At 62.2% G+C, this 23,451-nt stretch carries 21 protein-coding genes; 7 read left to right on the forward strand and 14 right to left on the reverse strand.

Annotated elements, in window-relative coordinates:
- Nucleotides 1-5: 5 nt before the first annotated feature.
- From AC0L16_RS08475 to AC0L16_RS08495, 5 genes are all read right to left on the reverse strand, one after another.
- Nucleotides 6-1,037: a histone deacetylase family protein gene (locus AC0L16_RS08475; protein WP_473620126.1), complete on the reverse strand. Its 1,032-nt coding sequence runs from the start codon at nt 1,035-1,037 to the stop codon at nt 6-8.
- 8 nt (nt 1,038-1,045) lie between these two features.
- On the reverse strand, nt 1,046-1,549 hold the full coding sequence (locus AC0L16_RS08480) for a GNAT family N-acetyltransferase (RefSeq protein ID WP_473620127.1): 504 nt from the start codon (nt 1,547-1,549) through the stop codon (nt 1,046-1,048).
- A gap of 207 nt (nt 1,550-1,756) precedes the next feature.
- Nucleotides 1,757-2,686: a 3,5-dioxohexanoate:acetyl-CoA acetone transferase gene (kce, locus tag AC0L16_RS08485; RefSeq protein ID WP_473620128.1), complete on the reverse strand. Its 930-nt coding sequence runs from the start codon at nt 2,684-2,686 to the stop codon at nt 1,757-1,759.
- Nucleotides 2,687-2,695: 9 nt separating this feature from the next.
- Nucleotides 2,696-4,075: an aminotransferase family protein gene (locus AC0L16_RS08490; RefSeq protein ID WP_473620130.1), complete on the reverse strand. Its 1,380-nt coding sequence runs from the start codon at nt 4,073-4,075 to the stop codon at nt 2,696-2,698.
- 1 nt (nt 4,076) lies between these two features.
- Complete coding sequence (locus tag AC0L16_RS08495) at nt 4,077-5,717, reverse strand: N,N-dimethylformamidase beta subunit family domain-containing protein (RefSeq protein ID WP_473620131.1); 1,641 nt, start codon at nt 5,715-5,717, stop codon at nt 4,077-4,079.
- 156 nt (nt 5,718-5,873) lie between these two features.
- Here AC0L16_RS08495 and AC0L16_RS08500 point away from each other — a divergent pair, with 156 nt between their 5' ends.
- From AC0L16_RS08500 to AC0L16_RS08530, 7 genes are all read left to right on the forward strand, one after another.
- On the forward strand, nt 5,874-6,122 hold the full coding sequence (locus AC0L16_RS08500) for a ParB N-terminal domain-containing protein (protein ID WP_287120331.1): 249 nt from the start codon (nt 5,874-5,876) through the stop codon (nt 6,120-6,122).
- Nucleotides 6,123-6,260: 138 nt separating this feature from the next.
- Nucleotides 6,261-6,746, forward strand: coding sequence for an SRPBCC family protein (locus tag AC0L16_RS08505; protein ID WP_473620132.1), 486 nt, complete (start codon nt 6,261-6,263; stop codon nt 6,744-6,746).
- A 26-nt stretch (nt 6,747-6,772) separates the two neighbouring features.
- On the forward strand, nt 6,773-7,729 hold the full coding sequence (locus AC0L16_RS08510) for an alpha/beta fold hydrolase (protein WP_473620133.1): 957 nt from the start codon (nt 6,773-6,775) through the stop codon (nt 7,727-7,729).
- Nucleotides 7,730-7,919: 190 nt separating this feature from the next.
- Nucleotides 7,920-8,318, forward strand: a complete 399-nt coding sequence (locus AC0L16_RS08515) for a GFA family protein (RefSeq protein ID WP_473620135.1) — start codon at nt 7,920-7,922, stop codon at nt 8,316-8,318.
- A gap of 167 nt (nt 8,319-8,485) precedes the next feature.
- The gene (locus AC0L16_RS08520) at nt 8,486-8,731 is read left to right on the forward strand and encodes a hypothetical protein (RefSeq protein ID WP_473620136.1); all 246 of its coding nucleotides are present in this window, start codon (nt 8,486-8,488) and stop codon (nt 8,729-8,731) included.
- 214 nt (nt 8,732-8,945) lie between these two features.
- Nucleotides 8,946-9,962, forward strand: a complete 1,017-nt coding sequence (locus AC0L16_RS08525; RefSeq protein WP_473620137.1) for a glycoside hydrolase family 25 protein — start codon at nt 8,946-8,948, stop codon at nt 9,960-9,962.
- A 205-nt stretch (nt 9,963-10,167) separates the two neighbouring features.
- Nucleotides 10,168-12,366 (forward strand): esterase-like activity of phytase family protein, encoded by a 2,199-nt coding sequence (locus AC0L16_RS08530; RefSeq protein WP_473620139.1) that lies wholly within the window; start codon nt 10,168-10,170, stop codon nt 12,364-12,366.
- Between the two features lie 507 nt (nt 12,367-12,873).
- Here the strand turns inward: AC0L16_RS08530 and AC0L16_RS08535 are convergent.
- From AC0L16_RS08535 to AC0L16_RS08575, 9 genes are all read right to left on the reverse strand, one after another.
- Nucleotides 12,874-13,500: an ImmA/IrrE family metallo-endopeptidase gene (locus AC0L16_RS08535; RefSeq protein WP_473620140.1), complete on the reverse strand. Its 627-nt coding sequence runs from the start codon at nt 13,498-13,500 to the stop codon at nt 12,874-12,876.
- Nucleotides 13,497-13,811, reverse strand: a complete 315-nt coding sequence (locus AC0L16_RS08540) for a hypothetical protein (protein ID WP_473620142.1) — start codon at nt 13,809-13,811, stop codon at nt 13,497-13,499. Before AC0L16_RS08540 ends, AC0L16_RS08535 begins: the two co-directional genes overlap by 4 nt.
- Before the next feature lie 143 nt (nt 13,812-13,954).
- Nucleotides 13,955-17,737, reverse strand: coding sequence for a vitamin B12-dependent ribonucleotide reductase (locus AC0L16_RS08545; protein ID WP_473620143.1), 3,783 nt, complete (start codon nt 17,735-17,737; stop codon nt 13,955-13,957).
- 698 nt (nt 17,738-18,435) lie between these two features.
- On the reverse strand, nt 18,436-18,924 hold the full coding sequence (locus AC0L16_RS08550; RefSeq protein ID WP_473620144.1) for an NUDIX hydrolase: 489 nt from the start codon (nt 18,922-18,924) through the stop codon (nt 18,436-18,438).
- A gap of 204 nt (nt 18,925-19,128) precedes the next feature.
- Nucleotides 19,129-19,629 (reverse strand): xanthine phosphoribosyltransferase, encoded by a 501-nt coding sequence (gene gpt, locus AC0L16_RS08555; protein ID WP_023798205.1) that lies wholly within the window; start codon nt 19,627-19,629, stop codon nt 19,129-19,131.
- Between the two features lie 150 nt (nt 19,630-19,779).
- The gene (locus AC0L16_RS08560) at nt 19,780-20,613 is read right to left on the reverse strand and encodes a universal stress protein (protein WP_473620145.1); all 834 of its coding nucleotides are present in this window, start codon (nt 20,611-20,613) and stop codon (nt 19,780-19,782) included.
- Nucleotides 20,614-20,690: 77 nt separating this feature from the next.
- The gene (locus AC0L16_RS08565) at nt 20,691-21,434 is read right to left on the reverse strand and encodes a competence/damage-inducible protein A (protein ID WP_473620146.1); all 744 of its coding nucleotides are present in this window, start codon (nt 21,432-21,434) and stop codon (nt 20,691-20,693) included.
- Nucleotides 21,435-21,687: 253 nt separating this feature from the next.
- Entirely contained in the window at nt 21,688-22,587 is a 900-nt protein-coding gene (locus AC0L16_RS08570) for a carbohydrate ABC transporter permease (RefSeq protein ID WP_287363253.1), read from the reverse strand.
- Between the two features lies 1 nt (nt 22,588).
- Nucleotides 22,589-23,440 carry a carbohydrate ABC transporter permease gene (locus AC0L16_RS08575; protein ID WP_425293516.1) on the reverse strand — a complete coding sequence of 284 codons (852 nt, stop codon included), beginning with the start codon at nt 23,438-23,440 and terminating at the stop codon, nt 22,589-22,591.
- Between the last annotated feature and the right edge of the window lie 11 nt (nt 23,441-23,451).

Below are 23,451 nucleotides of genomic sequence, written 5' to 3' on the forward strand. Positions count from 1 at the left end.
TGATATCACCGCTTCTTGCCGCCGCCGAACCCGGTGAGGAAGGCAGTAAGATTGTCGCCGAGTTCGTCGCAGAGATAGCCGCCTTCCTGGACGATCACCGTCGGCAGGCCAAGGCCGGCGATAGCCTCGCCGATGCGCGAGAAGCCCGGTGTTGTTACAGAAAGTCCGCCGAACGGATCGCCTTCGAAGGCGTCGAGGCCGAGCGCCACGACCACCGCTTCTGGCGCAAAGGCGCGGATGCGCTGGAACGCCACGTCGAGTGCTTCCAGGAACGCGGCATCGCCGGATTTGCGCGCCAGCGGCAGGTTAAGATTGTAGCCGAGACCAGGCCCTTCGCCGCGCTCGTCGGCATGACCCCAGAAGAACGGATAGAAGCGCACCGGATCGGCATGCAGCGAGACGGTGAGCACGTCCGGCCGTACGTAGAAAATGCCTTGCGTGCCGTTGCCGTGATGCAGATCGACGTCGAGGATCGCCACCCGCGCAGCTTGCTTGCGGAGCACCTGTGCCGCGACCGCCGAATTGTTGATGAAGCAGAAGCCGCCGGCGACATCGGCAAAGGCGTGGTGGCCGGGCGGACGGCAGAGCGCATAGGCAGCCGGCGCGCCCCCCATCACCGCCTCAGCGGCCTCGACCGCGCTCCAGGCGCTCCACAGTGCGCTCCGCCACGTCTCGCCGGAGATCGGGCAAGCGGTGTCGGCCATGTGGTAGCCGGCCTGGCCGACCGCCGAGGCCGGATAGGAGCCGCCCCGCGCGATCGGATGGATGTTGGGGATCACTTCGGCCGAAGCGCCTTCGATGCGCTGCCAGCGCGCGAAGATGTGCTCGAGAAAATCGAGATATTCGGGCGTATGCACAGCGGCAACCGGACCAAGCCCGTGATCTCTCGGCCGTTCGATCGTGCAGCCGGCAGCCTTGGCGCCGGCGAGCAGCCGTTCGACGCGTTCCGGCTTTTCCGGATTGGGCTTTTGGGCGCCGCTGGAGAGGAACGCCTTGGGATCGTGGCGCTTCTGTTCTTCGGCATAGAAGGCTTTCATGATTTCCCTCATTCCTCTGGCGCATCGGCGAAGGCAAAGAACGCGTCGCCGACGATCTTTTGCACCTGCTCGTAGCTCGACCAGGCAATGCCCAGCCTTTCGTAGAAGGCCTTGGCGGTTTGATTGTCGGTATCGACGGACAGTCTGAGATAGGCGCCGCCCTCTTTCCGACATTCTCTCGCGACACGCCGCAGCAGGCGTTCGCCGATCCTGCGGCCGCGAAACCGATCTTCGACATAGAGGTCCTGCACATAGACGCCGGGCCGCCCCATCCAGGTCGAGAAGATTGGGAAATGCAGGCACAGGCCGGCGAACTCGCCGCCGACTTCGGCGATCAGCGTCGAGAAGGCAGGTTTTTCGCCAAAGCCGTAGGTGCGCAGGTCTTCAGGCGTTGAGGTGATTTCCTGATGCGCGCCGGTATGGGTTCCGAACCGCAGGAGTGCGGCGTGGATGGTTTCGACGTCGTCGATGCGGCCGGGGCGGATGATGATTTTGGGTAAATCGGCAGTCACTGGAGGTTCGGCGCCCAGGCACCCCCCTCTGTCCTGCCGGACATCTCCCCCGCAAGGGGGAGATTGGCAGCTTTGCTCTTAGCGTCTGTCCTGCAACGTTGACGATTGGCGGAGACGACTGGGACATCCGATCTTCCCCCTTGCGGGGGAGATGGCCGGCAGGCCAGAGGGGGGTGGGACGGAACGCAACCATCTCAAATCATCGTCTCAGAACGCTACCCTATCGCCGCCCTTGAGCGCCAGCATCTCGCGCGCCTCATTGGGCGTGGCGACGTCCAGCGACAGCCCGTCGAGCACGCTGCGGATGCGGCGCACCTGGTCGGCATTGGACTTTGCCAGCTGGCGGCCGTCGTAAAGGCTGTCCTCCAGCCCGACGCGGACATTGCCGCCCATCGCCGCCGCAATCGAGATCATTGGCATCTGGTGGCGCCCGGCGGCCAGCACCGAAAACTGGTAGCTGTCGCCGAACAGTTTGTCGGCGATGCGCTTCATATGGACCAGATTGTCGGGATCGGCGCCGATACCGCCGAGAATGCCGAACACGAACTGGATGAACAGAGGTCCCGACACCAGACCTCGATCGCGAAAATGCGCCAGTGAGTGGAGGTGGCCGACATCGTAGCATTCGAATTCGAAGCGTGTGCCACAGCCCTTTCCAAGTCTTTCGAGCACGGTCTCCATGTCGGCAAAGGTGTTTTTGAAGATCGTGTCGCGTGTCGCTTCCAGCAGCTTGGGCTCCCAGTCGTGCTGCCACTCCCTTGGCCGGTCGAGCATCGGGAACAGCGCGAAATTCATCGAGCCCATGTTGAGCGAGCACATTTCGGGCTCGGCCCTGAGCGGTGCGGCCAGCCGCTGGTCGAGCGTCATCAGCGAGGAGCCGCCGGTGGTGATGTTGATCACCGCTGATGTCGCCTGCTTGATGCGCGGTAGGAACTGCATGAACACATCAGGATCAGCGGTCGGCCGCCCATCCCCGGGGTCGCGGGCGTGAAGATGCAGGATCGAGGCGCCGGCTTCGGCAGCAGCGATTGCGTCTTCGGCGATCTGGTCCGGCGTCACCGGCAGATGCGGCGACATCGACGGCGTGTGCACCGAGCCGGTGACGGCACAGGTGATGATGACTTTTCGCGGCGCCATCGCTCGCTCTCAGCCTTCGACCGGCAGGTCGAGTTCGCCGGCCAGCACCTGCAGCGAGTCACCGATGATGGCGACGATTTCGCCGATCTGCTCAGCCGTGACGATCATCGGCGGCGCCACCATGAAATTGTCGCCGTCGACGCCGCCCTTGACCTTTCGCCCATAGATGATCAGGCCGCGCTCATAGGCGAGGTCGAGCAGGCGCTGGGTGGCCTTCTTCGCCGGTGCGATCGGCCGCAGCGTATCGGGGTCGGCGACCATCTCGGCGCCTAGCAGCAGACCCTTGCCGCGCACATCGGCGACGAACGGAAACCGCCTGGCCAAGCCCTTCAACTCAGCCATCAAAAGATCGCCCATGTCAGCCGCATTGGGGATCAGGTCGAGACGATCCATTTCGCCAAGCACGGCGAGCCCGGCGGCGCAGGCGAGCGGATTGCCGGCATAGGTATGGCCATGCTGGAAGCCGCCGGAGGCGAGCAGCGGCTGCACCAGCCGCATCGGTGCGGCCAGCGCGCCGAGCGGCGCATAGCCCGAGCCCAGCCCCTTCGACAGCGCGACGATGTCGGGCTTGCAGTCAAAATGGTCGCCGCCGAGGAATTTGCCGGTGCGGCCGGCACCGCTCATCACTTCGTCGTGGATGAGCAGGATGCCGTAGCGGTGGCAGATTTCGCGGATGCGCGGATAATAGCTGTCCGGCGCCACCAGCGCCGCGGTGGCAGCGCCGCCGACCGGCTCCATGATGAAGGCGAGCACGCTTTGCGGCCCCTCGGCGAGGATCTTCTCCTCCAGCATGTCGGCGTAACGGATGCCGCGCTGTTCCATCGAGAGATTGTCGCGGTCGCGCCAGGCGGCCGGCGCCGGCACGGTCGGCATGACCTGCATCATCGGCGCAAAGGTTTCGGCCAGCGCATCGTCGCCGGTGACGGCGAGCGCCCCGAGCGTGCCGCCATGATAGGAGGGAAAGCGCGTGATCACCTTCCAGCGGCTGGCCTGTCCGGTGGCGACAGCCCATTGCCGCGCCAGCTTGACGCAGGATTCCGTCGCTTCCGAACCGCCCGAGACAAAGAATATCCGGTCCAGGCCTTCGGGCAGTTTTCCGGCCAGTTCCCGTGCCAGGTCCTCGGCCGGCTCGTTCTCGAAATGCAGCCGGTAGGCGAAGGTGGCGCGATCCATCTGCCGCTTCATCGCATCGAGCACGTTGCGGTTGGAATGACCGATATTGGCGACCATCGGTCCGCTCGATCCGTCGATGAAGCGGCGGCCGTCCTGCGTCCAGATGTAGATGCCTTCGGCGCGGTCGACCAGCGGCCGGCGCAGGCTGGACAGATAGAACAGATGCGACGGCAGGGGCGTCTCGGTATCCGGGGCAGGGGTCTGGGACTTCAGCATGTCAGGACTTTCCGAGATAGCGGTCGAGAACATTCCTGGTGACGCGCTCGACCATCGCGTCCTGCCTTAGCAGGCCGGCGACCCATTCGCAGCTTCCGGCGTGGAACACCTCGCCCTTGCCGCGCGGGAAATTGACGATCATGCCGTTGCCGCGCTTGACCTTTTCGAGATTGGCGTCGCTCGCCTCGCCGAACAGTGTTTCCGCGGTGAAGCGTCCGTCCTCGTCGCCGAGAAACTGGTGTTCGAACGCGATGTCGGCGCTCTCCTCGACTTGCGCAGCCAAGCCGACCGCCAGAATTTCCAGCCCATCCGGCGCGCCGCTGTCGGGCGTCGGGTAGGGCAGGCCGCCGTGGATCTCGTGGTCGAGCCCGTCGACCTCATAGCCATAGACATGGCTGTCGGCGCCGAGCAGGTCGCCGTAATAGATGCCTGTGCCGGCGAACGCCCAATGCTCAGGCCGGTAGACCGGAAAGCCGCGCACGCCGCGCGGCGCGCAACCGCCCCAGCCGGCGTAGAGGCCCCTGGTCGCATTGAGCCCGAAGGTCGTCGCACCCGGCCGGCCGATTTCCGGTGCTTCCCAGGAATTCGTGGCGCGGGTCACGTCGCCGCCGCGATAGACCGGATCCTCGGCGCGGGCGCGGTATTTGTAGCAGACCTGCCGGTGGCCCTCGTCCTCCAGCCTGGTTTGCCACATGAAATTGCCGGCGAAGCGCGCCGCATGGCCGCCGCGCTCGACATAGGCGTCGACAGCGTCGCGCATCTCCCAGGTCCAGTATTCGTCATGGCCGACGAAGACGACGCAGTCATAGCCGTCGAGGATTTCGGGCGAGAAATGCAATTCGTGCTGGCTGGCGAGATCGACCCCATAGCCGGCACGCTCGGCAAAACGAAAGAAGTGGCTGTCATAGCTTGCCCAGCCGGACGAGGCGTATTTCTTCGAATGGCCGGTGGCGAGGGCCCATTCCATGTGCGGATAGCGCGGCACGGTTTTGGGCGGCACGGCGACCTCGAGCGGCACGCGCGGCGCCTCCTTCGGCAGAACAACAAAGCCGCGGCACCATGGCCGCTGCGTCGACACCATTGGGGCATACTGGTCGCGGTTCGGGCCGGTGATGCCTTCGTAATGATTGGAGCCGCCCCAGGTGTTGTAGGCAAGCCAGGTGCCGGTGGCTGCGACCTGCAGCACACGACCCCGTTTCTTGCCGGGCTGCGGGGTAACGATGAAAAGATGGTGGCAGCGGACCGGCTTGCCATCGCGGCCATCCGCCGTCAGCGTGACTCGGTAGGCCCCGGATGGCCAGTCGTCGCCGACGCGGATTTCAAACGAAGCGTCCCAGCCGCAGCCCACGACCGAACATTGATCGGGTGTATCCTGCCAGCGCGCCGCGATCCCGGCCTTCTCGAACATTTTCGTCTCGATGCCGCCGTCGCGGACGATCGCCATGCTGAAGCTGGAGGCTATTGAGCTGGCATGCAGCGTCACCGTCTCGCCCCGACGGTATGAGAAACGGTCACTGTAGCACCAGATCTCTCCGCGTTCGCCGTCCATGCCCGGCCATTCCCAGTAGTGGCCTCGCACCGCTTGCCGGCGCTGGTGGAGCGTCAGTCCGAAATCGGGGAATTCGGTCGGCAAGTCAGTCATGGCTACCGGCATGATCGAAGATCGCCATTTCGGCCATCTGCCCGGCAAGCGTCAATCGGAAACGATCGGGCCAGCGATAGCTGACAGCCGGCCTTGGCCTTGCCTGTCAAACCGACTATCTCTCAAAAGGCGGCCTTTTCCGCCGCGGGAGCCGACATGCTGAGAGTGCAAAAGGTCAGGGTGGACGACATCTACGTGCCGACCGCGCGCAGGAAGACGCTGCATCCCGAGACCGTCCGGCATCTTGCCGAGGACATTCTGGAAAACGGCATGAAGACGCCGATCCAGGTGCGCCACGACGGCAAGCGCCATATCCTGGTCGAAGGCCTGCACCGGCTGGAAGCGGCGAAATGGCTCGGCGAGATCGAGATCGACGCCTATCTGGTGCAAGCCAAGCGCCACTGAGCTCTCATTCGGCGTCCGCGGAAATCGGCCTGGCGAAGTTTTTCGCGAGACCGTGTCGGGCTGCGCGTTGCCCGCTCGTCCTTGAGACGGAAACCGGCATTCAAGCCAACTCTTTAGCAAGCAAGTGAGGAGACCATCATGACGACCAAGCTCGACATCGCCCCCAGCTCCGACCGCGAACTGGTTCTTGCCCGCATCCTCGATGCGCCGCGCGAGAACGTCTATCGCTGCTGGACCGAGCCGAAGCTCGTGACGCAATGGTTCGCGCCAAAGCCGTGGACGACGCCGCGCGCCGAAATGGACGTGCGCACCGGCGGCTCCAGCCTGGTCGTCATGGCCGGTCCCGACGGCAACGAATTCCCGAACCCCGGCGTCTTCCTCGAAGTCGTGCCGGGCAAAAAGATCGTTCTCACCGACGCCGACACAAAGGCCTGGGAGCCGTCCGAAAAGCCGTTCATGACGGTCGTGCTGACCTTCGAGGATGAGGGCGAGGGCAAGACCCGCTACATCGCCCGGGTTGCGCATTGGTCGGTCACTGACCGCGAAGAGCACGAGAAGATGGGCTTTCACGAGGGCTGGGACCAGTGCGCCGACCAGCTCGAAGAAGTCGCCAAGCGGCTTTGATATCGACGGGACGCAAGGAGACCGAGATGTCCAGATCGATGTTTTTCGCCATTTTCGCCTCGGCCGCAGCACTGTTCGCCGCGCCGGGCGCCACCAAAGCCGAGGAGGCAAAGCCCGCCATGACCACCGAAACGAAAGCAATGCCGAAGCCGGCGAAATCCGGCCTGCTGCCGATCAACGGCCTGAATTACTATTACGCCGTCTATGGCAAGGGCGAGCCGCTGCTTCTCTTGCACGGCGGGCTCGGCACCATCGATATGTTTGCGCCGATCCTGCCAAAGTTTGCCGAGAACCGCACCGTCATCGGTGTCGACCTGCACGGTCACGGCCGCACCGCGCTCGGCGACCGGCCATTGAGCCTCGAGGCGATGGGCGACGACATGGCGGCGATCGTCAAGGCGCTCGGCTACGAGCAGGTCGATGTCATGGGCTATTCACTGGGCGGCGGCGTCGCCTTCCGCATGGCCGTCCAGCATCCCGAGGCCGTGCGCCGGCTCGTCCTGGTTTCGACCGGCTATGCCGCGGACGGCTTCTATGCCGAGATGCGCGGTCAGCAGGCGCAGGTCGGCGCGGCGATGGCCGACATGATGAAGGACACGCCGATGTACAAATCCTATGTGGCGGTCGCGCCGCATCCGCAGGATTTTCCAAAACTGCTCGACCAACTCGGCGCCTATATGCGCAAGGACTACAACTACTCCGCCGATGTGCCGAAGCTGAAGATGCCGGTCATGCTGGCGTTCGGCGACAGCGACATGTACCGGCCCGAGCACGAGATCAAGTTCTATCAGATGCTCGGCGGCGGACTGAAGGACGCCGGCTGGATGCGCGAGAACCTGTCGCAGAACCGCCTGGCCATCCTGCCGAACCGCACTCATTACGACGTATTCTTTGCGCCGGAACTGACAGCCGCCGCGCTGCCCTTCCTCAATGGCGAGACCAAGGTGAAGACTTGGGACGAGATCGTCAGCGAAACGAACTGACCGCCTGACACCTGCCTGCCGGCCGTCTCCCGCGAGATGGCCGGCAACGCTTGTTACGCGTCGTGCCTGAGCACGCCGCAAGTTCCGCCTGCCGCATCACGCCAACAGATGGCGCCATCAAAGCTTTTCAATTGACGCTGCTATGCCGGCAGCTACCTTGCCGTCAATCCTGGGAAAGAGGGGTGCAGATATGGCCAGGTATCAGGGTGGCTGCCTGTGCGGGGCAGTGCGTTACCGCACTGAGGCCGCGCCGATCAACGAGCGCGTCTGCCATTGCCGGCTTTGCCAGAAGGCGCTCGGCGCTGCCTTCAACGCCCGCGTGCTGTTCCGTATCGACGATGTGACCATTGACGGGCCGGTGGCGACGGTGAATTCCTCGCCCGATCTCAAGCGCGGCTTCTGCCCGGGCTGCGGCACGACGTTGTTTTCCCGGCGCGACTCCGCCGGTATCATCGGCGTCACCTCAGGCTCGCTCGACGACCCTTCGATATTCAAGCCGCAGATGCATATGTGGACCGCCTCGAAGCAGCCCTGGGTACAGCTCATCGACGGACTGCCGCAATATGAAGGCGCCCCACCCCCGAATTGAAGCACAGGCGAACTGAAGCACAGGCGAACCGAAGCACAGGCGAACTCAAGCACAGGACGTGCCCAATTTTTTCTTCCGGGACACGAGATAGTCGGCAAAACGTCATTGGCGAGCCATCATTGCCACCTATCTATTGCTTGCGGGTCGGCAGTCGAAGGAGGCGACGGATGAACGACAGAATCAACACCCTGGATGAGCTTTTGAGCGATCCGATGGTCAAGCTGGTGATGGAGCGTGATCGCGTGCAGCCGGCCGAGCTTCGCTCGCTGCTTGAAGAAAAGGTTCGCCGGGATGATGCGCCGGTCAATCCCGTCACTGATCGCCCCGTCACCGACCGCCCTGCCACCGATCGCGCCGTCCCGCCCGCTCATATGGTAGCCGAGAGCTGTCACAATCTATGGTTGTGCGGCTAGGCAGCGGACCTGCAGGCGTCGGCGATCCTTCGCGCCCTCCTGCGGCATTTCCAGGCTCTCACCGCTGCGGTGATAGAGCGAGCGCCTTGCCCAGCTCCTCTGCCCTAACAATTTGATTCAAACTTTGTTGGTAATTTCTCGTTAGTAATCCGGACTGGTTTGTCCGGCGGCGTTGTCTTGCCCTCGGTCTGTTGTGTTCTGCGTACAGGTCCAGATGCGGTTATCAGGCGTCGTCATCTTCTCGATCGCGTCACTTTGCCTTGCCGGCTGCACATCCACGTCCGGCGTCGACGCGCTGCAAGTGCCGTCCAGCGAGACGACCAGCTCGGTTGTGCGGCCGCCCGCGCCGGTGGCGTCGGTCGGCGTTGCCGATGCCGAACCCGACTTTGCGCCGGAGGAGGTGACGGAGCAGACTGTGGCAATGGCCACTCCGGAGCCTGTGGAAAGCGTCGAACCGCCCGCCGAGCCGATTGCCCTGGTGGCGCCGACGCGGCTGGCACGGGCAGCACCGATGCTCGCCGAGCCGGTCCAGCGCTATCGTTTCCGCGACGCCAAGCCGATCAATTTCGGCAGGGCCTCGCCCAGGCACCTCGCCGTTCACGGCGTCGACGTCTCGCGCTGGCAGGGCAACGTGAACTGGGCGAAGCTGCGCGCGCAGGGCGCGAACTTCGCCTACATCAAGGCGACCGACGGCGGCGATCACCTCGACCCGATGTTCAGGAAGAACTGGCGCAATGCCGACGCCGCCGGCCTCAAGCGCGGCGCCTATCACTTCTTCTACTGGTGCCGCACCGCTAGTGAGCAGGCTGACTGGTTCATCCGCAACGTGCCGAGGGTCGAGGGTGCCCTGCCGCCGGTGATCGATGTCGAATGGAACGGCGAATCCAGCTGCAAGCGGCGGCCGTCGCGGCAAAAGGTGCTGGAGAAGATGCAGGTCTTCATGGACAAGCTCGAGCGCCACTACGGCCAGCGGCCGATCATCTACACCGCGCCTGATTTTTACCGCGACAATCTCAGAGGCGCATTTCTGGACTATCCGTTCTGGCTGCGCGCGGTGGCACAGCACCCCTCAAAAGTCTATCCCGGCCGCAAATGGGTGTTCTGGCAGTATTCCGGCTCCGGCCTGTCGCATGGGGTGAGGGGCCGCATCGACCTCAACGTATTCCACGGCGACGAGCGAGCCTGGCGGAACTGGGTTGGCGGGCGGCAGATGGTGGCCGAGGCGGAGTAGGGCGTCCTTCCGGGGCTGGAGCTTCTTGCTGTTCGCGCCCGGGGGGCGCTGATTGCGACCGCAGAAAGCTGCCATTTGCAGGCCAGTATGAGGTGAATATCGACGGACCCTGACCGCCTGTCGCGGAAGTGTCATCGATCCGTCATCGCTTTGAAATGTCGTTCCCCCAAATCAGGTGGCTTCCATTCGAACAGGAGACGCCGCCGTGCCCCGCCATTCCGCGCTTTTCGTCCTGACGGCAGCGCTTGCTGCCTCCGTTTCGCTGCCGGCCCATGCCGACATGATGTTCAACCGGGTCGCGAGCTTCGCAGTCGCCGGTAACCTGCCGGCGGACGTCGAGAAGACCACGCCGACTTCGTCCGAGATCATCACGGCGAGCGAAGACGGCATGACGCTGGTTTATTCCGATAGCCCGCTCGGTGCGGTCGGCTTCATCGACATCGCCGATCCCAAGGCGCCCAAGGCCGGCGGCATCGTCAAGATAGACGGCGAGCCGACCTCGGTTGTGGTCATCGGCGGCAAGGTGCTGGCCGGCGTCAACACGTCTCAGAGCAAAGCCAAGCCTTCGGGCAACCTCGCCGTCATCGATCTTGCCTCCAAGGCGATCGAAAGCACCTGCGATCTCGGCGGCCAGCCGGACTCGCTGGCGTTCAGCAAGGACGGCAAGTTTTTGGCCATCGCCATCGAGAACGAGCGCGACGAGGAACTGAACGACGGAGAAATTCCGCAGATGCCGGCGGGCGACCTCAGGATTTTCACGCTTGCCGAAGGCCAGCCTGATTGCGCGACGATGAAGACTGTCAACCTGGCTGGCATTGCCGAAGTCGCTGGGGAAGATCCGGAGCCGGAATTCGTCGCCTTCAACGAGGCCGGCGAGATCGCGGTCACGCTGCAGGAAAATAACCACATCGCCATCGTCAACGCCGAAACCGGTGCGATCGTCACCCACTTCTCCGCAGGCTCGGTCACGCTGGACAAGATCGACACCAAGAAGAACGGCGCCTTGTCCTACGATGGCAAAATCGAAAACGTCGCGCGCGAGCCCGATGCCGTGAAATGGCTCGACAATGACCGCCTCGTCGTCGCCAACGAAGGCGACTACAAGGGCGGCTCGCGCGGCTTCACGATCTTCAGCAAGAAGGGCGAAATCCTCTACGAATCCGGTCCGTCCTTCGAGTACCAGGTCGCCAATGCCGGCCATTATCCAGACGACCGCAACAAGAAGGGCGTCGAGCCGGAAGGTCTCGAGACCGGCGCGTTCGGCGAAGACAAGCTCGTTTTCGTCGCTTCGGAACGTGGCTCCGTTGTCGGCGTCTACAAGGACACGGGTGCGGAGCCTCAGTTCGTCCAGATCCTGCCGTCCGGCATCGGTCCGGAAGGCCTGGTCGCGATTCCGTCGCGTAATCTCCTGGTCACCGCCAACGAGGCCGACCTGGTCGAGGACGGCCTCGCCCGCTCGCACGTGATGATCTACGAACGCTCCGAGGGTCCCGCCACTTACCCGATGATCACGGCAGAGCTCACGGCAGACGGCACGCCGCTCGGCTGGGGTGCGCTTTCGGCGCTCGCGGCCGGCGACACTGCCGGCAAGCTGTTCGCTGCCTCGGACTCGTTCTACGCCAACGCGCCCTCGATCTTCGAGATCGATGCCGCCCAGACGCCGGCGCTGATCACCGGCAAGACCATCGTCACGCGTGGCGGCCATCCTGCACAGAAGCTCGATATCGAGGGTCTTGTCGCCGACGGTGAAGGCGGCTTCTGGCTGGCCAATGAAGGCGATCCGGCAAAGCTCGTCCCGCACGCCATCCTGCGCGTCGACGACAAGGGCGAGATCAAGCAGGAAATCGGCTTCCCGATGGAACTGCTCGCCCACCAGACCCGCTTCGGTCTCGAAGGCATCACTGCGGTCGGCGAGGGCGACGAGCTGACGCTGGTGATGGCCGTGCAGCGCAAATGGGCCGATGATCCGAAGGGCCAGGTCAAGCTTTTGGCCTACAAGCCGAAGGCCAAGGAATGGTCGGCGGTGCGCTACCCGCTCGAAGCGACCGAAGCTGGCTGGATGGGCCTGTCGGAGATCACCGCGCATGACGGCAAGCTCTACATCCTCGAACGCGACAACCAGATCGGCGACCTGGCCAAGGTGAAGCGCATCTATTCGGTGGCGCTCGACGCCTTCAAACCTGCCAAGCTTGGTCGCGACCTGCCATTGGTCGAAAAAACGCTGGTGCGCGACATCGTCGGCGACCTGAAATCAGCCAGCAACGGCTATGTCATCGACAAGGTCGAAGGTTTCACCATTGACAAGAACGGCGATATCTTCGTCGCCACCGACAATGACGGCGTCGACGATTCTTCCGGCGAAACGCTGTTTTTACGCCTGGGCAACATCAGCGCCGTGAATTGAGGGTGGTTCTTTCCCGTAGAAGGAGCGGGCAGTTCTTCCGTTTCCCCTGTGGGAGAAGGTGGTTCGGCGCGTTAGCGCCGAGACGGTTGAGAGGTGTTTGACATAGCGCGGTTGGCGCAAGCTGGAACACCGCTCATCCGACCGCATTGCTCGGGCGCTTCCTCCCATATGGAAAAAGCGCCCGATATTGATGGGGATTTATTTTTTTCGAGACGGCTCGTTTCTCGTGTCTCCATATCCAGGCTTCGGAACCCGTTCGACAGTCGTAGAGCTAGGACGACGCTCGGCCTCCTTTACCGGAATAAAATGACCAGTTTTGGAGTTCCGGCCTACTTCGAAGGTTTTACGCTCTTTGTTTGACATCTCATTCTCTCATAGGTGCCATGCGCCGAAGCTACCTCGACTCCAAGGATGAGATTCCCCTATAATGACCTTGCTACAGGAGAGGGAAATCAACCTCTTCGCCCCGCGTGGGCTTCGGCCTTTTCGCGGTATCCAAAGCCGGCTCTAACGGGCCGGCTTTGGTGTTTCTTCAATCGTAGTCTGGATAAGTCTAATTGCCGCTTTGACCTGAGGCGGAATTACAAGAGGTTCTGAGATTCCAAGGTTTTTGAGGCGGTTCTCGGCAGCTGTCCGACTGACAGCAAAAAACGTCATAATTTCCGAAATGTCGGTGAAGTCGCGAATTAGAGTCTCCGGCATAAGAAAAGCTGCAGCGAATGCGTTGGCCTGCCACTCTGCGCTCGCGTATGCAGGTAATTCCTTCATTTGAGAGTACCGTTTGGGGGCTCGATCAAGGGGAACGGCAGATTTGTGAAGGACTAAATGTCCTAGCTCGTGGGCAGCAGTCCACCGGCCACGACCCTCAAAATCAGCGGCAGATTGATACGTTGTTGCGGACAAGACAACGCGAGGTGGGTCAAATTCGGTATAGCCTTCTGCATCGTCCATCAGGTGATCATCTTTGACGACTAGTGCGAAATCGCCAAAAAGCCGGGGCATTTCATTTTCAAGAACACTAACCATGTCAGGGGCTTGGCATGTGGTGCCTATGCGCAGTGCTTGGCGCCATGCTGCTGCCAATATTTCTATGTCAGCGCGGCTTTTTGCGGACACGCAATAGTCGTGGCTCATCTTTCGTCTCCTGGAAAGGCCGCATCAAGTTTTCGAATCTCGTCCGGAGACATCTTATTGATCTTCCTAAACAATCTTCTGGCAAGTGCGGCGCGATCTTTGTTGATCGGTGTAAATCGAATGACATTAATTCTGGCATCTGCGAGAGCTTGTAAGTGCTTTCTTGTAACGACGTCTAACTTCAGCCAGCTTCCGAAATTTTCAACGTATCCTTCTGGAACCTGTTTGCCTCCGGTCTCAACAGCAGAGATAAATGAAGGCGAGCACTTGAATTCCTTTGCTTGATCGATCATCCGCAGCTTTCGTGCCATTCTGATTTCCCGGCATGCGGACCCAAATGCCGTCAGAGTTTTTTCGACCATTTTCAGTTCCCTTTCTCTTTCACCTGCAGGTGAAACGCTCCCTCAAAAAAAGACCCCACTGCCGCGAGTACGCGACAGTGAGGCGGTTGGTGTTAGCTGCACCCGCTCGTCGAGCCACAGGTGTCGCACTTCTCGCACGTGCCGTTCCGCACCATCGTAAAATTGTGGCATTCGGAGCATTCGTTGCCGGTGTAGCCCTGCATCAGGGATTGCTGGCGCCGGGTCGCGGCAAGCGCCTTGGCCTCGGCCGCTTCTTTCGCGGCCTCGTCGGTGAACAGCCCAGTCGGATCGGTTGCTTCCTCGTAGACGATGTCCTCGACCAGTTCCTTCGCCCGCTCCTCGTAGTCTCGCTTATAGGCGATCGCTTCGTCGCTGGCCGGCTTCAGCGCCAGCACATTGGAGCCTGAGAACGCGGTCGGCGCCGAGCGAGTGGGAGCGGGAGAGGGACTTGAACCCCCAAACCCCTTAGGGTCGGCGCTCATTCCCGACACCAGTTTGACCGGCGAGACGCCGCGGGTCAGCCCCTTCGAGAACGGCGTCGCCTTGCCTTCGTTGATGCCGCGGCCGAGTGCGGTCTTGTCGAAATCCGACTGGTCGACATGGGCGAGGTCGTGGCGGGCAAGATAGGACACGGCAAGCTCGCGGAACACGTAATCGAGGATCGACGTGGCGTTCTTGATCGCATCGTTGCCCTGCACCATGCCGGCCGGCTCGAATTTGGTGAAGGTGAAGGCTTCGACATATTCCTCGAGCGGCACGCCATATTGCAGGCCGAGCGAGATGGCGATGGCGAAGTTGTTCATCATCGCCCGGAAGGCCGCACCTTCCTTGTGCATGTCGATGAAGATCTCGCCGAGGCGACCGTCGTCGAATTCGCCGGTGCGCAGATAGACCTTGTGGCCGCCGACGACCGCTTTCTGGGTATAGCCCTTGCGGCGGTTCGGCAGCTTTTCGCGGTCGCGATAGAGGCGTTCGACGACGCGTTCGACGATCTTTTCGGTCACCTGCACGGCGCGCTGTGAAGCCGGTGCCGCGATCAGCTGCTCGACGGCATCGTCCTCGTCGTCTTCGACGTCGGCAAGCAGCGAGGCGTTGAGCGGCTGCGAGAGTTTCGAGCCGTCGCGATAGAGCGCGTTGGCCTTCAGCGCCAGCTTCCACGACAGCATGTAGGCGCCCTTGGCGTCTTCCACCGTCGCGTCGTTCGGCATGTTGATGGTCTTGGAAATGGCGCCGGAGATGAAGGGCTGGGCTGCCGCCATCATCTGGATGTGGCTGTTGATCGACAGTGAACGCTTGCCGATCTTGCCGCACGGGCTGGCGCAGTCGAACACCGGCAGATGTTGGTCTTTCAGAAATGGTGCTCCCTCGAGGGTCATCGCCCCGCAGACATGGATGTTGGCGGCCTCGATGTCCTTCTTCGAGAAGCCGAGCGCCGGCAGCATCTCGAACGAGAAATCGTTGAGCTGCTCGTCGGTGAAGCCAAACGTGTCCTTCACCCAGTCGGCACCCAGCGTCCACTGGTTGAAGACGAACTTGATGTCGAAGGCCGACTTCAACGCTGCATTGAGCGCCGCGATCTTGTCGTCGGTAAAACCCTTTGCCTTGAGCGAGCCGGGGTTGATGGCAGGCGCCTGGTTGAGGTTGCCGTGGCCGACCGCATAGGCCTCGATCTCGGCGATCTGGCTTTCCGAATAGCCGAGCGTGCGCAGCGCTTCCGGGACGGCGCGGTTGATGATCTTGAAATAGCCGCCGCCGGCCAGCTTCTTGAATTTCACCAGTGCGAAGTCGGGCTCGATGCCGGTGGTGTCGCAATCCATGACCAGGCCGATCGTGCCGGTTGGCGCGATCACGGTCGCCTGCGCATTGCGGTAGCCATGCTCCTCGCCGAGCTCGATGGCGCGGTCCCAGGCAGCCTTGGCATGGGCGGCAAGCTCCGGCTGCTTCAGGTCGGAGGCGACCAGCGGCACCGGGTTGACGGCGAGTTTCTCGTAGCCGTCCTTGTCGCCATAGGCAGCACGGCGGTGATTGCGCATGACGCGCAGCATGTTCTGGGCGTTGCGGTCGTAATCGGGGAAGGCGCCGAGCTCGGCGGCCATTTCGGCCGAGGTGGCATAGGCCGTGCCGGTCATGATTGCGGTGAGTGCTGCGCAGATGGCGCGGCCCTCGTCGGAATCATAGGGAATGCCCGAGGTCATCAGCAGGCCGCCAATATTGGCGTAGCCGAGGCCGAGCGTGCGGTATTCGTAGGAGAGCTTGGCGATCTCCTTCGACGGGAACTGCGCCATCATCACGGAAATTTCCAGCACCATGGTCCACAACCGAACCGTGTGCTCGTAGGCAGCGATGTCGATGGTGCCGTCGGCGTTGCGATAGGGCAGCAGGTTGATCGAGGCCAGGTTGCAGGCGGTGTCGTCGAGGAACATGTATTCCGAGCACGGGTTGGACGCCCGGATCGCACCGGCGGCGGCGCAGGTGTGCCAGTCGTTCATCGTCGTGTTGAAGTGCAGGCCCGGGTCGGCCGACGCCCAGGCGGCATAGCCGATCTTTTCCCACAGATCGCTGGCCTTCAGCGTCTTCAGCACCTTGCCGTCCTTGCGGGCGGTGAGATGCCAGTCGGCATCCTGCTCTACGGCGCGCAGGAAATCGTCCTTCAGCGAGACCGAATTGTTGGAATTCTGGCCCGAAACGGTGAGGTAGGCATCCGAATCCCAGTCGGTGTCGTAGGTCTTGAAGGACATCGAGGTGTAGCCCTGCCTGGCGAACTGGATGACGCGGTAGATGTAGTTCTCCGGCACCCCGTCCTTCTTGGCCAGCTTGATCTCACGCTTCAGCGCGGTGTTGATCGCCGGGTCGAAGCAATCGTCGTCCTGGCCTTCGCAGTTGATGCAGGCCTTCATGATCGCTTCGAGGTGCTTCTTGACGATCTTCGAGCCGGTGACCAGCGAAGCGACCTTCTGCTCCTCATTGACCTTCCAGTCGATGAATTCCTCGATATCGGGGTGGTCGGCGTCGACGATGACCATCTTTGCAGCACGGCGCGTCGTGCCGCCCGACTTGATGGCGCCCGCCGCGCGGTCGCCGATCTTGAGGAAGCTCATCAGGCCGGACGAACGGCCGCCGCCGGACAGTTTTTCGCCTTCGCCGCGCAGGAACGAGAAGTTGGAGCCGGTGCCGGAGCCGTATTTGAACAGCCGCGCTTCACGCACCCACAAATCCATGATGCCGCCTTCGTTGACGAGATCGTCCTGCACGCCCTGGATGAAGCAGGCATGCGGCTGCGGATGCTCGTAGGAAGACTTCGACTTGGTCAGCTTGCCGGTGAACGGGTCGACATAGAAGTGGCCCTGGCTCGGGCCGTCGATGCCGTAGGCCCAGTGCAGGCCAGTGTTGAACCATTGCGGTGAGTTCGGCGCAACGCGCTGGGTGGCCAGCATATAGGCGAGCTCGTCGCGGAAGGCGCGCGCGTCTTCCTCCGAGTTGAAGTAGCCGCCCTTCCAGCCCCAATAGGTCCAGGTGCCGGCAAGACGGTCGAAGACCTGGCGGGCGTCGGTCTCGGAGCCGTAGCGCTCGGTCTCGGGCAGCTTTGCCAGTTCGGCCCCGTCGGCAACGGAGCGCCACAGGAAGGAGGGGACGTTATTCTCCTCGACCTTCTTCAGCCGTGCCGGCACGCCGGCCTTGCGGAAATATTTCTGCGCCAGGATGTCGGCGGCAACCTGGCTGAACTGCGCCGGCACATCGATATTGTCCAAGCGGAACACCACCGAGCCATCCGGATTCTTGATCTCCGAAAGTGCCTTGCGGAATTCGATCTCCGCATAAGCGGCCCCGTCTTGACCTGCTAGTCCCTGCTTGGTGAAACGACGCTCGATGCGCATTGGTCCTATCCCTTGCTTGTCTAGATATAGCGCCTTTCCCAGGGGATTTCTGCCCCCATTGCGAAACGCGCATGTCCGCCGTCTGCCGGCGTTCGAAAACGGCCGGCTCCTTTTCACGAGGCTCCGCCCGCCCTGCTGGTCGAACTCCTTGCGAAGTAGCCGTCCAACGCGCCGACGGACCCTGCGGGTCCTCAAGACTGAAACTTTTTTGCGACTCCCTCAATCGAGGGAACTTCACACTATCTAGCGTCGAACCTACCTGCAAACACTAAATATAGTATTAACAGACAATTTATTCCAGTCCGACATTTTTCCCTTTCGTCCCCCCAAGACCCCACAATCCCGACGCATCCGCCGGCCCCGTAGCCAGGCGGAAATGCGGCCAAACGCACATAATCCGGGAAAAAAGACCGGGCTCAAAACTTTCCGGTCGCACTCTCAACAGGAGCGCATGGCCTATAAAAGGCGACTCGTTTTGCGCCGTCAAGGATTCGTTTGCGTAGCTTTTGTGACCCCAACATCTTGTGTGTCACATATGTGGATAACGGGGATAGAAAGTGGCGCGGAGGGTTCGATTTCTACTCACCGCGCAGGCATCAAGCGCGACAACGCATGGCAAGCCGGAGCACCAAGCCGATTCCCGACTTCACGAACATCGACGGCAAATGCGCGGCAATGGCCGGTGAGCCTATGCTTGCTTAGGAGAATTTGTGCGGGTCGGCGCAGAAATAGGCAATGATCTGGCCAAGGTCCGGCTCGTTGACCATGCGCACGGCCTCGACGGGGCTGACCCATTTGCGGGTTCGCGACCGCTTTTCCTTCCACCGGTCGGCGACCTTGTCGACCCGCAGCGGAAACACCAGGACTTCACAAGGCACTTCCTCGCCGGAAGCCAAAGCCTTGGCATAGAAGTAGCGGCCGGCTTCGTGGTGGGAGACCGTGCCGCGCAGTCCGGCTTCCTCGCCGGCCTCGCGCGCCGCCGCTTCGCAAAGCAGTTCCTTGGCCTCAGGCCAGCCCTTGGGAAGCACCCAGCGACCGGTATCGCGGCTGGTGATCAGCATGATCTCGATGCCATGCCCGGTATCGCGCCAGGGCAATGCTGCAACCTGCAGGCGGCACGGCGCTGCGCCGAAGAGCCGCTGGACCCTTTCGGCCAAATGGTTGTGCGTTACTGGCCTCGTCAACATCGGAGAAGCTTGCCCCAGCCTCCAGAATCACTTGCCGTCTCGTGAATCTTACGGCTAATCATGAGCAATAAAAGTAAAAAACCTCATACGCTCGGGTTAACCACACCAATAGGCATATTGTGCGCCGCGGCACTCTTTCAAGAAGTGCTCGCCGGCAAGCGGCGCCCGTCGGCATGTTCCGGGAAGAAAAGCGGTTGCCGCGAATCAGCCGGCGTGGTCGTCGGCGATCGGCTTCTGGTAGGTGAAGCCCATGTCCCACGGAAAATAGATCCAGGTGTCCTGGCTGACCTCAGTGACGAAGGTGTCGACCAGCGGTCTGCCCTTCGGCTTGGCATAGACGGTGGCGAAATGCGCCTTGGGCATCATGGCGCGGACGATGCCCGCGGTCTTGCCGGTGTCTGTCAGGTCGTCGATGATCAGCACGCCGGCGCCGTCATCGGCGAGCAGTGCCGGCGTGACCTCCTTCAGCACCTGCAACTGCCCCTGGCTGGCATAGTCGTGATAGGAGGCGACGCAAACCGTCTCGATGACCCGGATGCCGAGTTCACGCGAGATGATTGCGGCCGGAACCAGGCCGCCGCGCGTGATGCAGACGATCGCCTTCCATTGGCCTTTGTTGGCGCCGGCAAGCCGCCAGGCGAGCGCACGCGCGTCGCGGTGGAACTGATCCCACGAGACAGGAAAGGCCTTTTCGGGAAGGGACATTTTTCGCGCACTCCGCAGCGCGCGAAAAACGCGCGCAGACACTTTGAAAGGAATGCGCGCGGAATTAACTGGAAAGCCTTGCCCTTGGCAAGGGCGGCGGCAGGCGATCCCTGTGGACTTAGCCCCTTGTGAACTTACCCCCTATGAGACTTATCGCGACAGGAAAGCTGCCACCGGCAACGTGCGCAGCACCGTGCGGGTGACGCCGCCGAACAGCAGCTGCCGCAGCCAGGAATGGCTGTAGGCGCCGAGCACGAGCAGGTCGGCGCCGGTTTCGGCAACCCTGGTATGGAGCACCTCGTCGACGGAGTGGCCGGCCGATTGCAGCACCGAGACGCTGACCGTGGCGCCATGCCTGGACAGGGCGGCAGCGATTTCGGCGCCGGCCGCCTCCGGGGCCTCGTCGAGCGTATCCGGCGGGTCGATGATGACAATATCGGTCTTTTCGGCCTCGATCATGAAGGGCAGGGCGTCGAAGGCGGCGCGCGCCGCTTCCTTGCTGCCGTTCCAGGCGAGCAGCACATGCTTGAAGCTGGTGATGAGCGGGCCTGAATGCGGCACGACCAGCACCGGCCGGCCGGCGTCATAGACCAGCGTGTCGACATCGGCGTTTTGATCGCCGCCCGACTCTAGCTGCGCGGCGATGATCAGGTCCGCCGTGCGAACGGTCGGGATGCCGGTCAGCGCGCTATCTCCGGAAAAGCTCTCAAGGCTGCGCCACTCGAAGGACAGGCCGGACTCCTCGACATGCCGGAGGAAAACCGCCCGCAACTTTTCAGCGCGTTCTTTGTTCATGTCGGCCGAAACCTGCAGGAACTCGGTGTCGGGAAAGCCGGTGGCCGAGGTGTAGGGGACGGGAAGCGCTTCGGCATGGATGCCGATGAGATGGCTCTCGAACTTGTCGGCAAGCGGAATGGCGCATTCGAGCACGCGCTCCGCGTCCTGTTCGTTCTGCAGTATGGCGACGATGGTCTTGAATCGCATGGCAACCCCTCAATTTGCGGGCGAGCGAAACTCGCCCGCATGAAACGTTACAGCACGACGCTTGGTTCCGGCCTGCATCAGGTGGCCGGGCTGGCGAGCCTTGCGACCATCGCCTCGACATCGGCGCGGGCGGCGTCCAGCGCTTCCTGGCTGCGGGCACGGACGACCAGCTCGGTCCAGAACTTGCCGTCGCCATATTTTGGATAGGAGCCGATGATCGTGTCCGGATGCGCCTTCTGGATGTCGCCCAGCGGTCCGCCGACCAGGCCTTCGCCGAACGGACAGTGCACCGTGGCCGACAGCATTTTGGTGCCGGCCCTCAGCGTCGGCACCACATTGTCGAGCATCGCCTGGAAAATCGCCGGCACGCCGGCCATGACATGGACGTTGCCGATGCGAAAGCCCGGTGCGATCGACACCGGATTGTCGATATGGTCGGCGCCGCGCGGCATCCGCGCCATGCGCTTGCGCGCCTCGGTGTATTCGATGCCGCGCGCGGCGTAGCTCGCTTCCAGCATGGCATAGGCTTTGGCGTCGTAGTCGCAGGGCACGCCGAAGGCCTTGGCAATGGCATCCGCGGTGATGTCGTCATGCGTCGGACCGATGCCGCCGGTGGTGAAGACATAGGTATAGCGGGCACGCAGGGCGTTCACTGCGGCGACGATCTCGTCTTCCTCGTCGGCAACGATGCGCACCTCCTTAAGGTCGATGCCGATCGCCGTCATGATGTCGGCGAGGTGGCCGATATTCTTGTCCTTGGTGCGGCCGGACAGAATCTCGTCGCCGATGACGAGCATGGCGGCGGTAACGATTTCGGGCATTGGGAGGCTCCGGCAGAAGGTCAGTTGAGGCAGACAAGGTCGCCTGAGATAGCGCGGCGGATGGCCAGCGGCAATGCGCCTCTTCTTCCTTCTCCCCTTGTGGGAGAAGGTGGATTGGCGCGCAGCGCCAAGACGGTTGAGGGGTGCTGGCCGGAACGCCGTCGGTGCCAAGCTGGAACACCCCTCATCCGACCTCGCTTCGCGAGGCCACCTTTTCCCACAAGGGGAGAAGGAAGAGGCGCGCCCACGAGCGCTATTCCTTCACCGCTCCGGTCATCGAGGAAACGTAGTGCTCGACGAAGAACGAATAGAGCACCACCACCGGCAGCGAGCCGATCAGGGCTCCGGCCATCAGCGCTCCCCATTCATAGACGTCGGAGCGGACCAGCTCCGTAAGCACCCCGACGGGCACAGTCTTGTTTTCGGACGACTGGATGAACGTCAGCGCATAGATGAATTCGTTCCATGACAGGGTGAATGCGAAGATGCCGGCCGAAATCAGGCCGGGCACCGACAGCGGCAGCACGATCTTGATGAGGATCTGCCAGCGGCTCGCCCCATCGATGAGCGCGCATTCTTCCAGTTCGAACGGGATGGAACGGAAGTAACCCATCAGCAGCCAGGTGCAGAAAGGCACCAGGAAGGTCGGGTAGGTGAGGATGAGCGCGAAGGGCGTGTCGTAAAGCCCAAGGTTGAACACCATCACCGACAGCGGGATGAACAGGATCGACGGCGGCACGAGATAGGCGAGGAAGATTGCCAGCCCGACCTGCCGCGCCCCCGAAAACCGCAGCCGTTCGATCGCATAGGCCGCGAACACCGCAGCCAGCAGCGACAGGAAGGTGGCGGCGGTGGAGATGATGATCGTGTTGAGCAGCCAGCCCGGATAGGACGTGTCGAACAAGAGATAGCGGATGTGCTCGAATGTCGGATGCACGACCCATAACGGATTGAAATTGGCATAGTCGGTCATCTCGAGGTTGGGCTTGATCGCCGTGATCGTCATCCAGTAGAACGGGAACAACAGCACGATGACGAACACCAGCAACGGCAGATAGACCGTCACCACGCGCCGCGGCAGGCTCTGAAGATAGCCCATGCCGCCTTCGTCGAGTTCTTGCCGTTTGGTTTTTTTGATCGCGGTCTCAGCCATGTCAGTCTCCTCCGCCCTGCTGCCATTTGCGGCGTTGCAGGCCGAAATAGCTGAACAGGATCGCCGCAAGCAGGAACGGTATCATGGCGACCGCGATGGCGGCGCCCTCGCCAAGCTGGCCTCCCGAAATGCCGCGCTGGAACGACAGTGTCGCCATCAGATGGGTGGCATTGACCGGTCCGCCGCGGGTCAGCACATAGATCAGCTGGAAATCGGTGAAGGTGAACAGCACCGAAAACGTCATGGTGATGGCAATGATCGGCGTCAGCAGCGGCAGCGTCACAAAACGGAACAATTGCCAGCGGCTGGCGCCGTCAAGCGTGGCGGCCTCGTAGAGCGACTGGGGTATAGTCTGCAAGCCGGCCAGCAGCGTGATGGCGACGAACGGAATGCCGCGCCAGATGTTGGCGGCGATGACCGAAGCGCGCGCGTTCACCGGATCGCCGAGGAAATTGATGCGATGGTCGATCAGGCCCATTTCTATCAGTGCCCAGGACAGGATCGAGAACTGCGAATCGTAGATCCACCAGAAGGCGATTGCCGACAGCACCGTCGGCACCACCCACGGCAGCAGCACGATCGCGCGGAAGAACGATTTGAAGGGAAGGTTCTGATTGAGGATAAGCGCCAGCCAGAGGCCGAGCGCGAATTTCAGGATCGACGCGCTTATCGTGTAGAGCAAGGTGTTGAAGACGGACAGCCAAAAGACGGCGTCCTCCGACAGATATTGGTAGTTTTCGATGCCTATGAAGATGCCGGGGCGGCCGATGCGGGCATCCGTGAAGCCGAGCCAGATGCCGAGCCCGAGCGGATAGGTCAGGAAGACCAGCAGCAGCGCTGCCGCCGGCAGCATGAAGCCGAAGC

The organism is Mesorhizobium sp. WSM4848 (assembly GCF_055811375.1).

Excerpts from the sequence above, each read along its gene's own strand:
- AC0L16_RS08475 (WP_473620126.1), bottom strand. The coding sequence starts at position 1,037 with ATGAAAGCCTTCTATGCCGAAGAACAGAAGCGCCACGATCCCAAGGCG.
- kce (WP_473620128.1), bottom strand. The coding sequence starts at position 2,686 with ATGGCGCCGCGAAAAGTCATCATCACCTGTGCCGTCACCGGCTCGGTG.
- AC0L16_RS08490 (WP_473620130.1), bottom strand. The coding sequence starts at position 4,075 with ATGCTGAAGTCCCAGACCCCTGCCCCGGATACCGAGACGCCCCTGCCG.
- AC0L16_RS08495 (WP_473620131.1), bottom strand. The coding sequence starts at position 5,717 with ATGACTGACTTGCCGACCGAATTCCCCGATTTCGGACTGACGCTCCAC.
- AC0L16_RS08500 (WP_287120331.1), top strand. The coding sequence starts at position 5,874 with ATGCTGAGAGTGCAAAAGGTCAGGGTGGACGACATCTACGTGCCGACC.
- AC0L16_RS08505 (WP_473620132.1), top strand. The coding sequence starts at position 6,261 with ATGACGACCAAGCTCGACATCGCCCCCAGCTCCGACCGCGAACTGGTT.
- AC0L16_RS08510 (WP_473620133.1), top strand. The coding sequence starts at position 6,773 with ATGTCCAGATCGATGTTTTTCGCCATTTTCGCCTCGGCCGCAGCACTG.
- AC0L16_RS08515 (WP_473620135.1), top strand. The coding sequence starts at position 7,920 with ATGGCCAGGTATCAGGGTGGCTGCCTGTGCGGGGCAGTGCGTTACCGC.
- AC0L16_RS08520 (WP_473620136.1), top strand. The coding sequence starts at position 8,486 with ATGAACGACAGAATCAACACCCTGGATGAGCTTTTGAGCGATCCGATG.
- AC0L16_RS08525 (WP_473620137.1), top strand. The coding sequence starts at position 8,946 with ATGCGGTTATCAGGCGTCGTCATCTTCTCGATCGCGTCACTTTGCCTT.
- AC0L16_RS08535 (WP_473620140.1), bottom strand. The coding sequence starts at position 13,500 with ATGAGCCACGACTATTGCGTGTCCGCAAAAAGCCGCGCTGACATAGAA.
- AC0L16_RS08540 (WP_473620142.1), bottom strand. The coding sequence starts at position 13,811 with ATGGCACGAAAGCTGCGGATGATCGATCAAGCAAAGGAATTCAAGTGC.
- AC0L16_RS08545 (WP_473620143.1), bottom strand. The coding sequence starts at position 17,737 with ATGCGCATCGAGCGTCGTTTCACCAAGCAGGGACTAGCAGGTCAAGAC.
- AC0L16_RS08550 (WP_473620144.1), bottom strand. The coding sequence starts at position 18,924 with ATGTTGACGAGGCCAGTAACGCACAACCATTTGGCCGAAAGGGTCCAG.
- gpt (WP_023798205.1), bottom strand. The coding sequence starts at position 19,629 with ATGTCCCTTCCCGAAAAGGCCTTTCCTGTCTCGTGGGATCAGTTCCAC.
- AC0L16_RS08560 (WP_473620145.1), bottom strand. The coding sequence starts at position 20,613 with ATGCGATTCAAGACCATCGTCGCCATACTGCAGAACGAACAGGACGCG.
- AC0L16_RS08565 (WP_473620146.1), bottom strand. The coding sequence starts at position 21,434 with ATGCCCGAAATCGTTACCGCCGCCATGCTCGTCATCGGCGACGAGATT.
- AC0L16_RS08570 (WP_287363253.1), bottom strand. The coding sequence starts at position 22,587 with ATGGCTGAGACCGCGATCAAAAAAACCAAACGGCAAGAACTCGACGAA.
- AC0L16_RS08575 (WP_425293516.1), bottom strand. The coding sequence starts at position 23,440 with ATGCTGCCGGCGGCAGCGCTGCTGCTGGTCTTCCTGACCTATCCGCTC.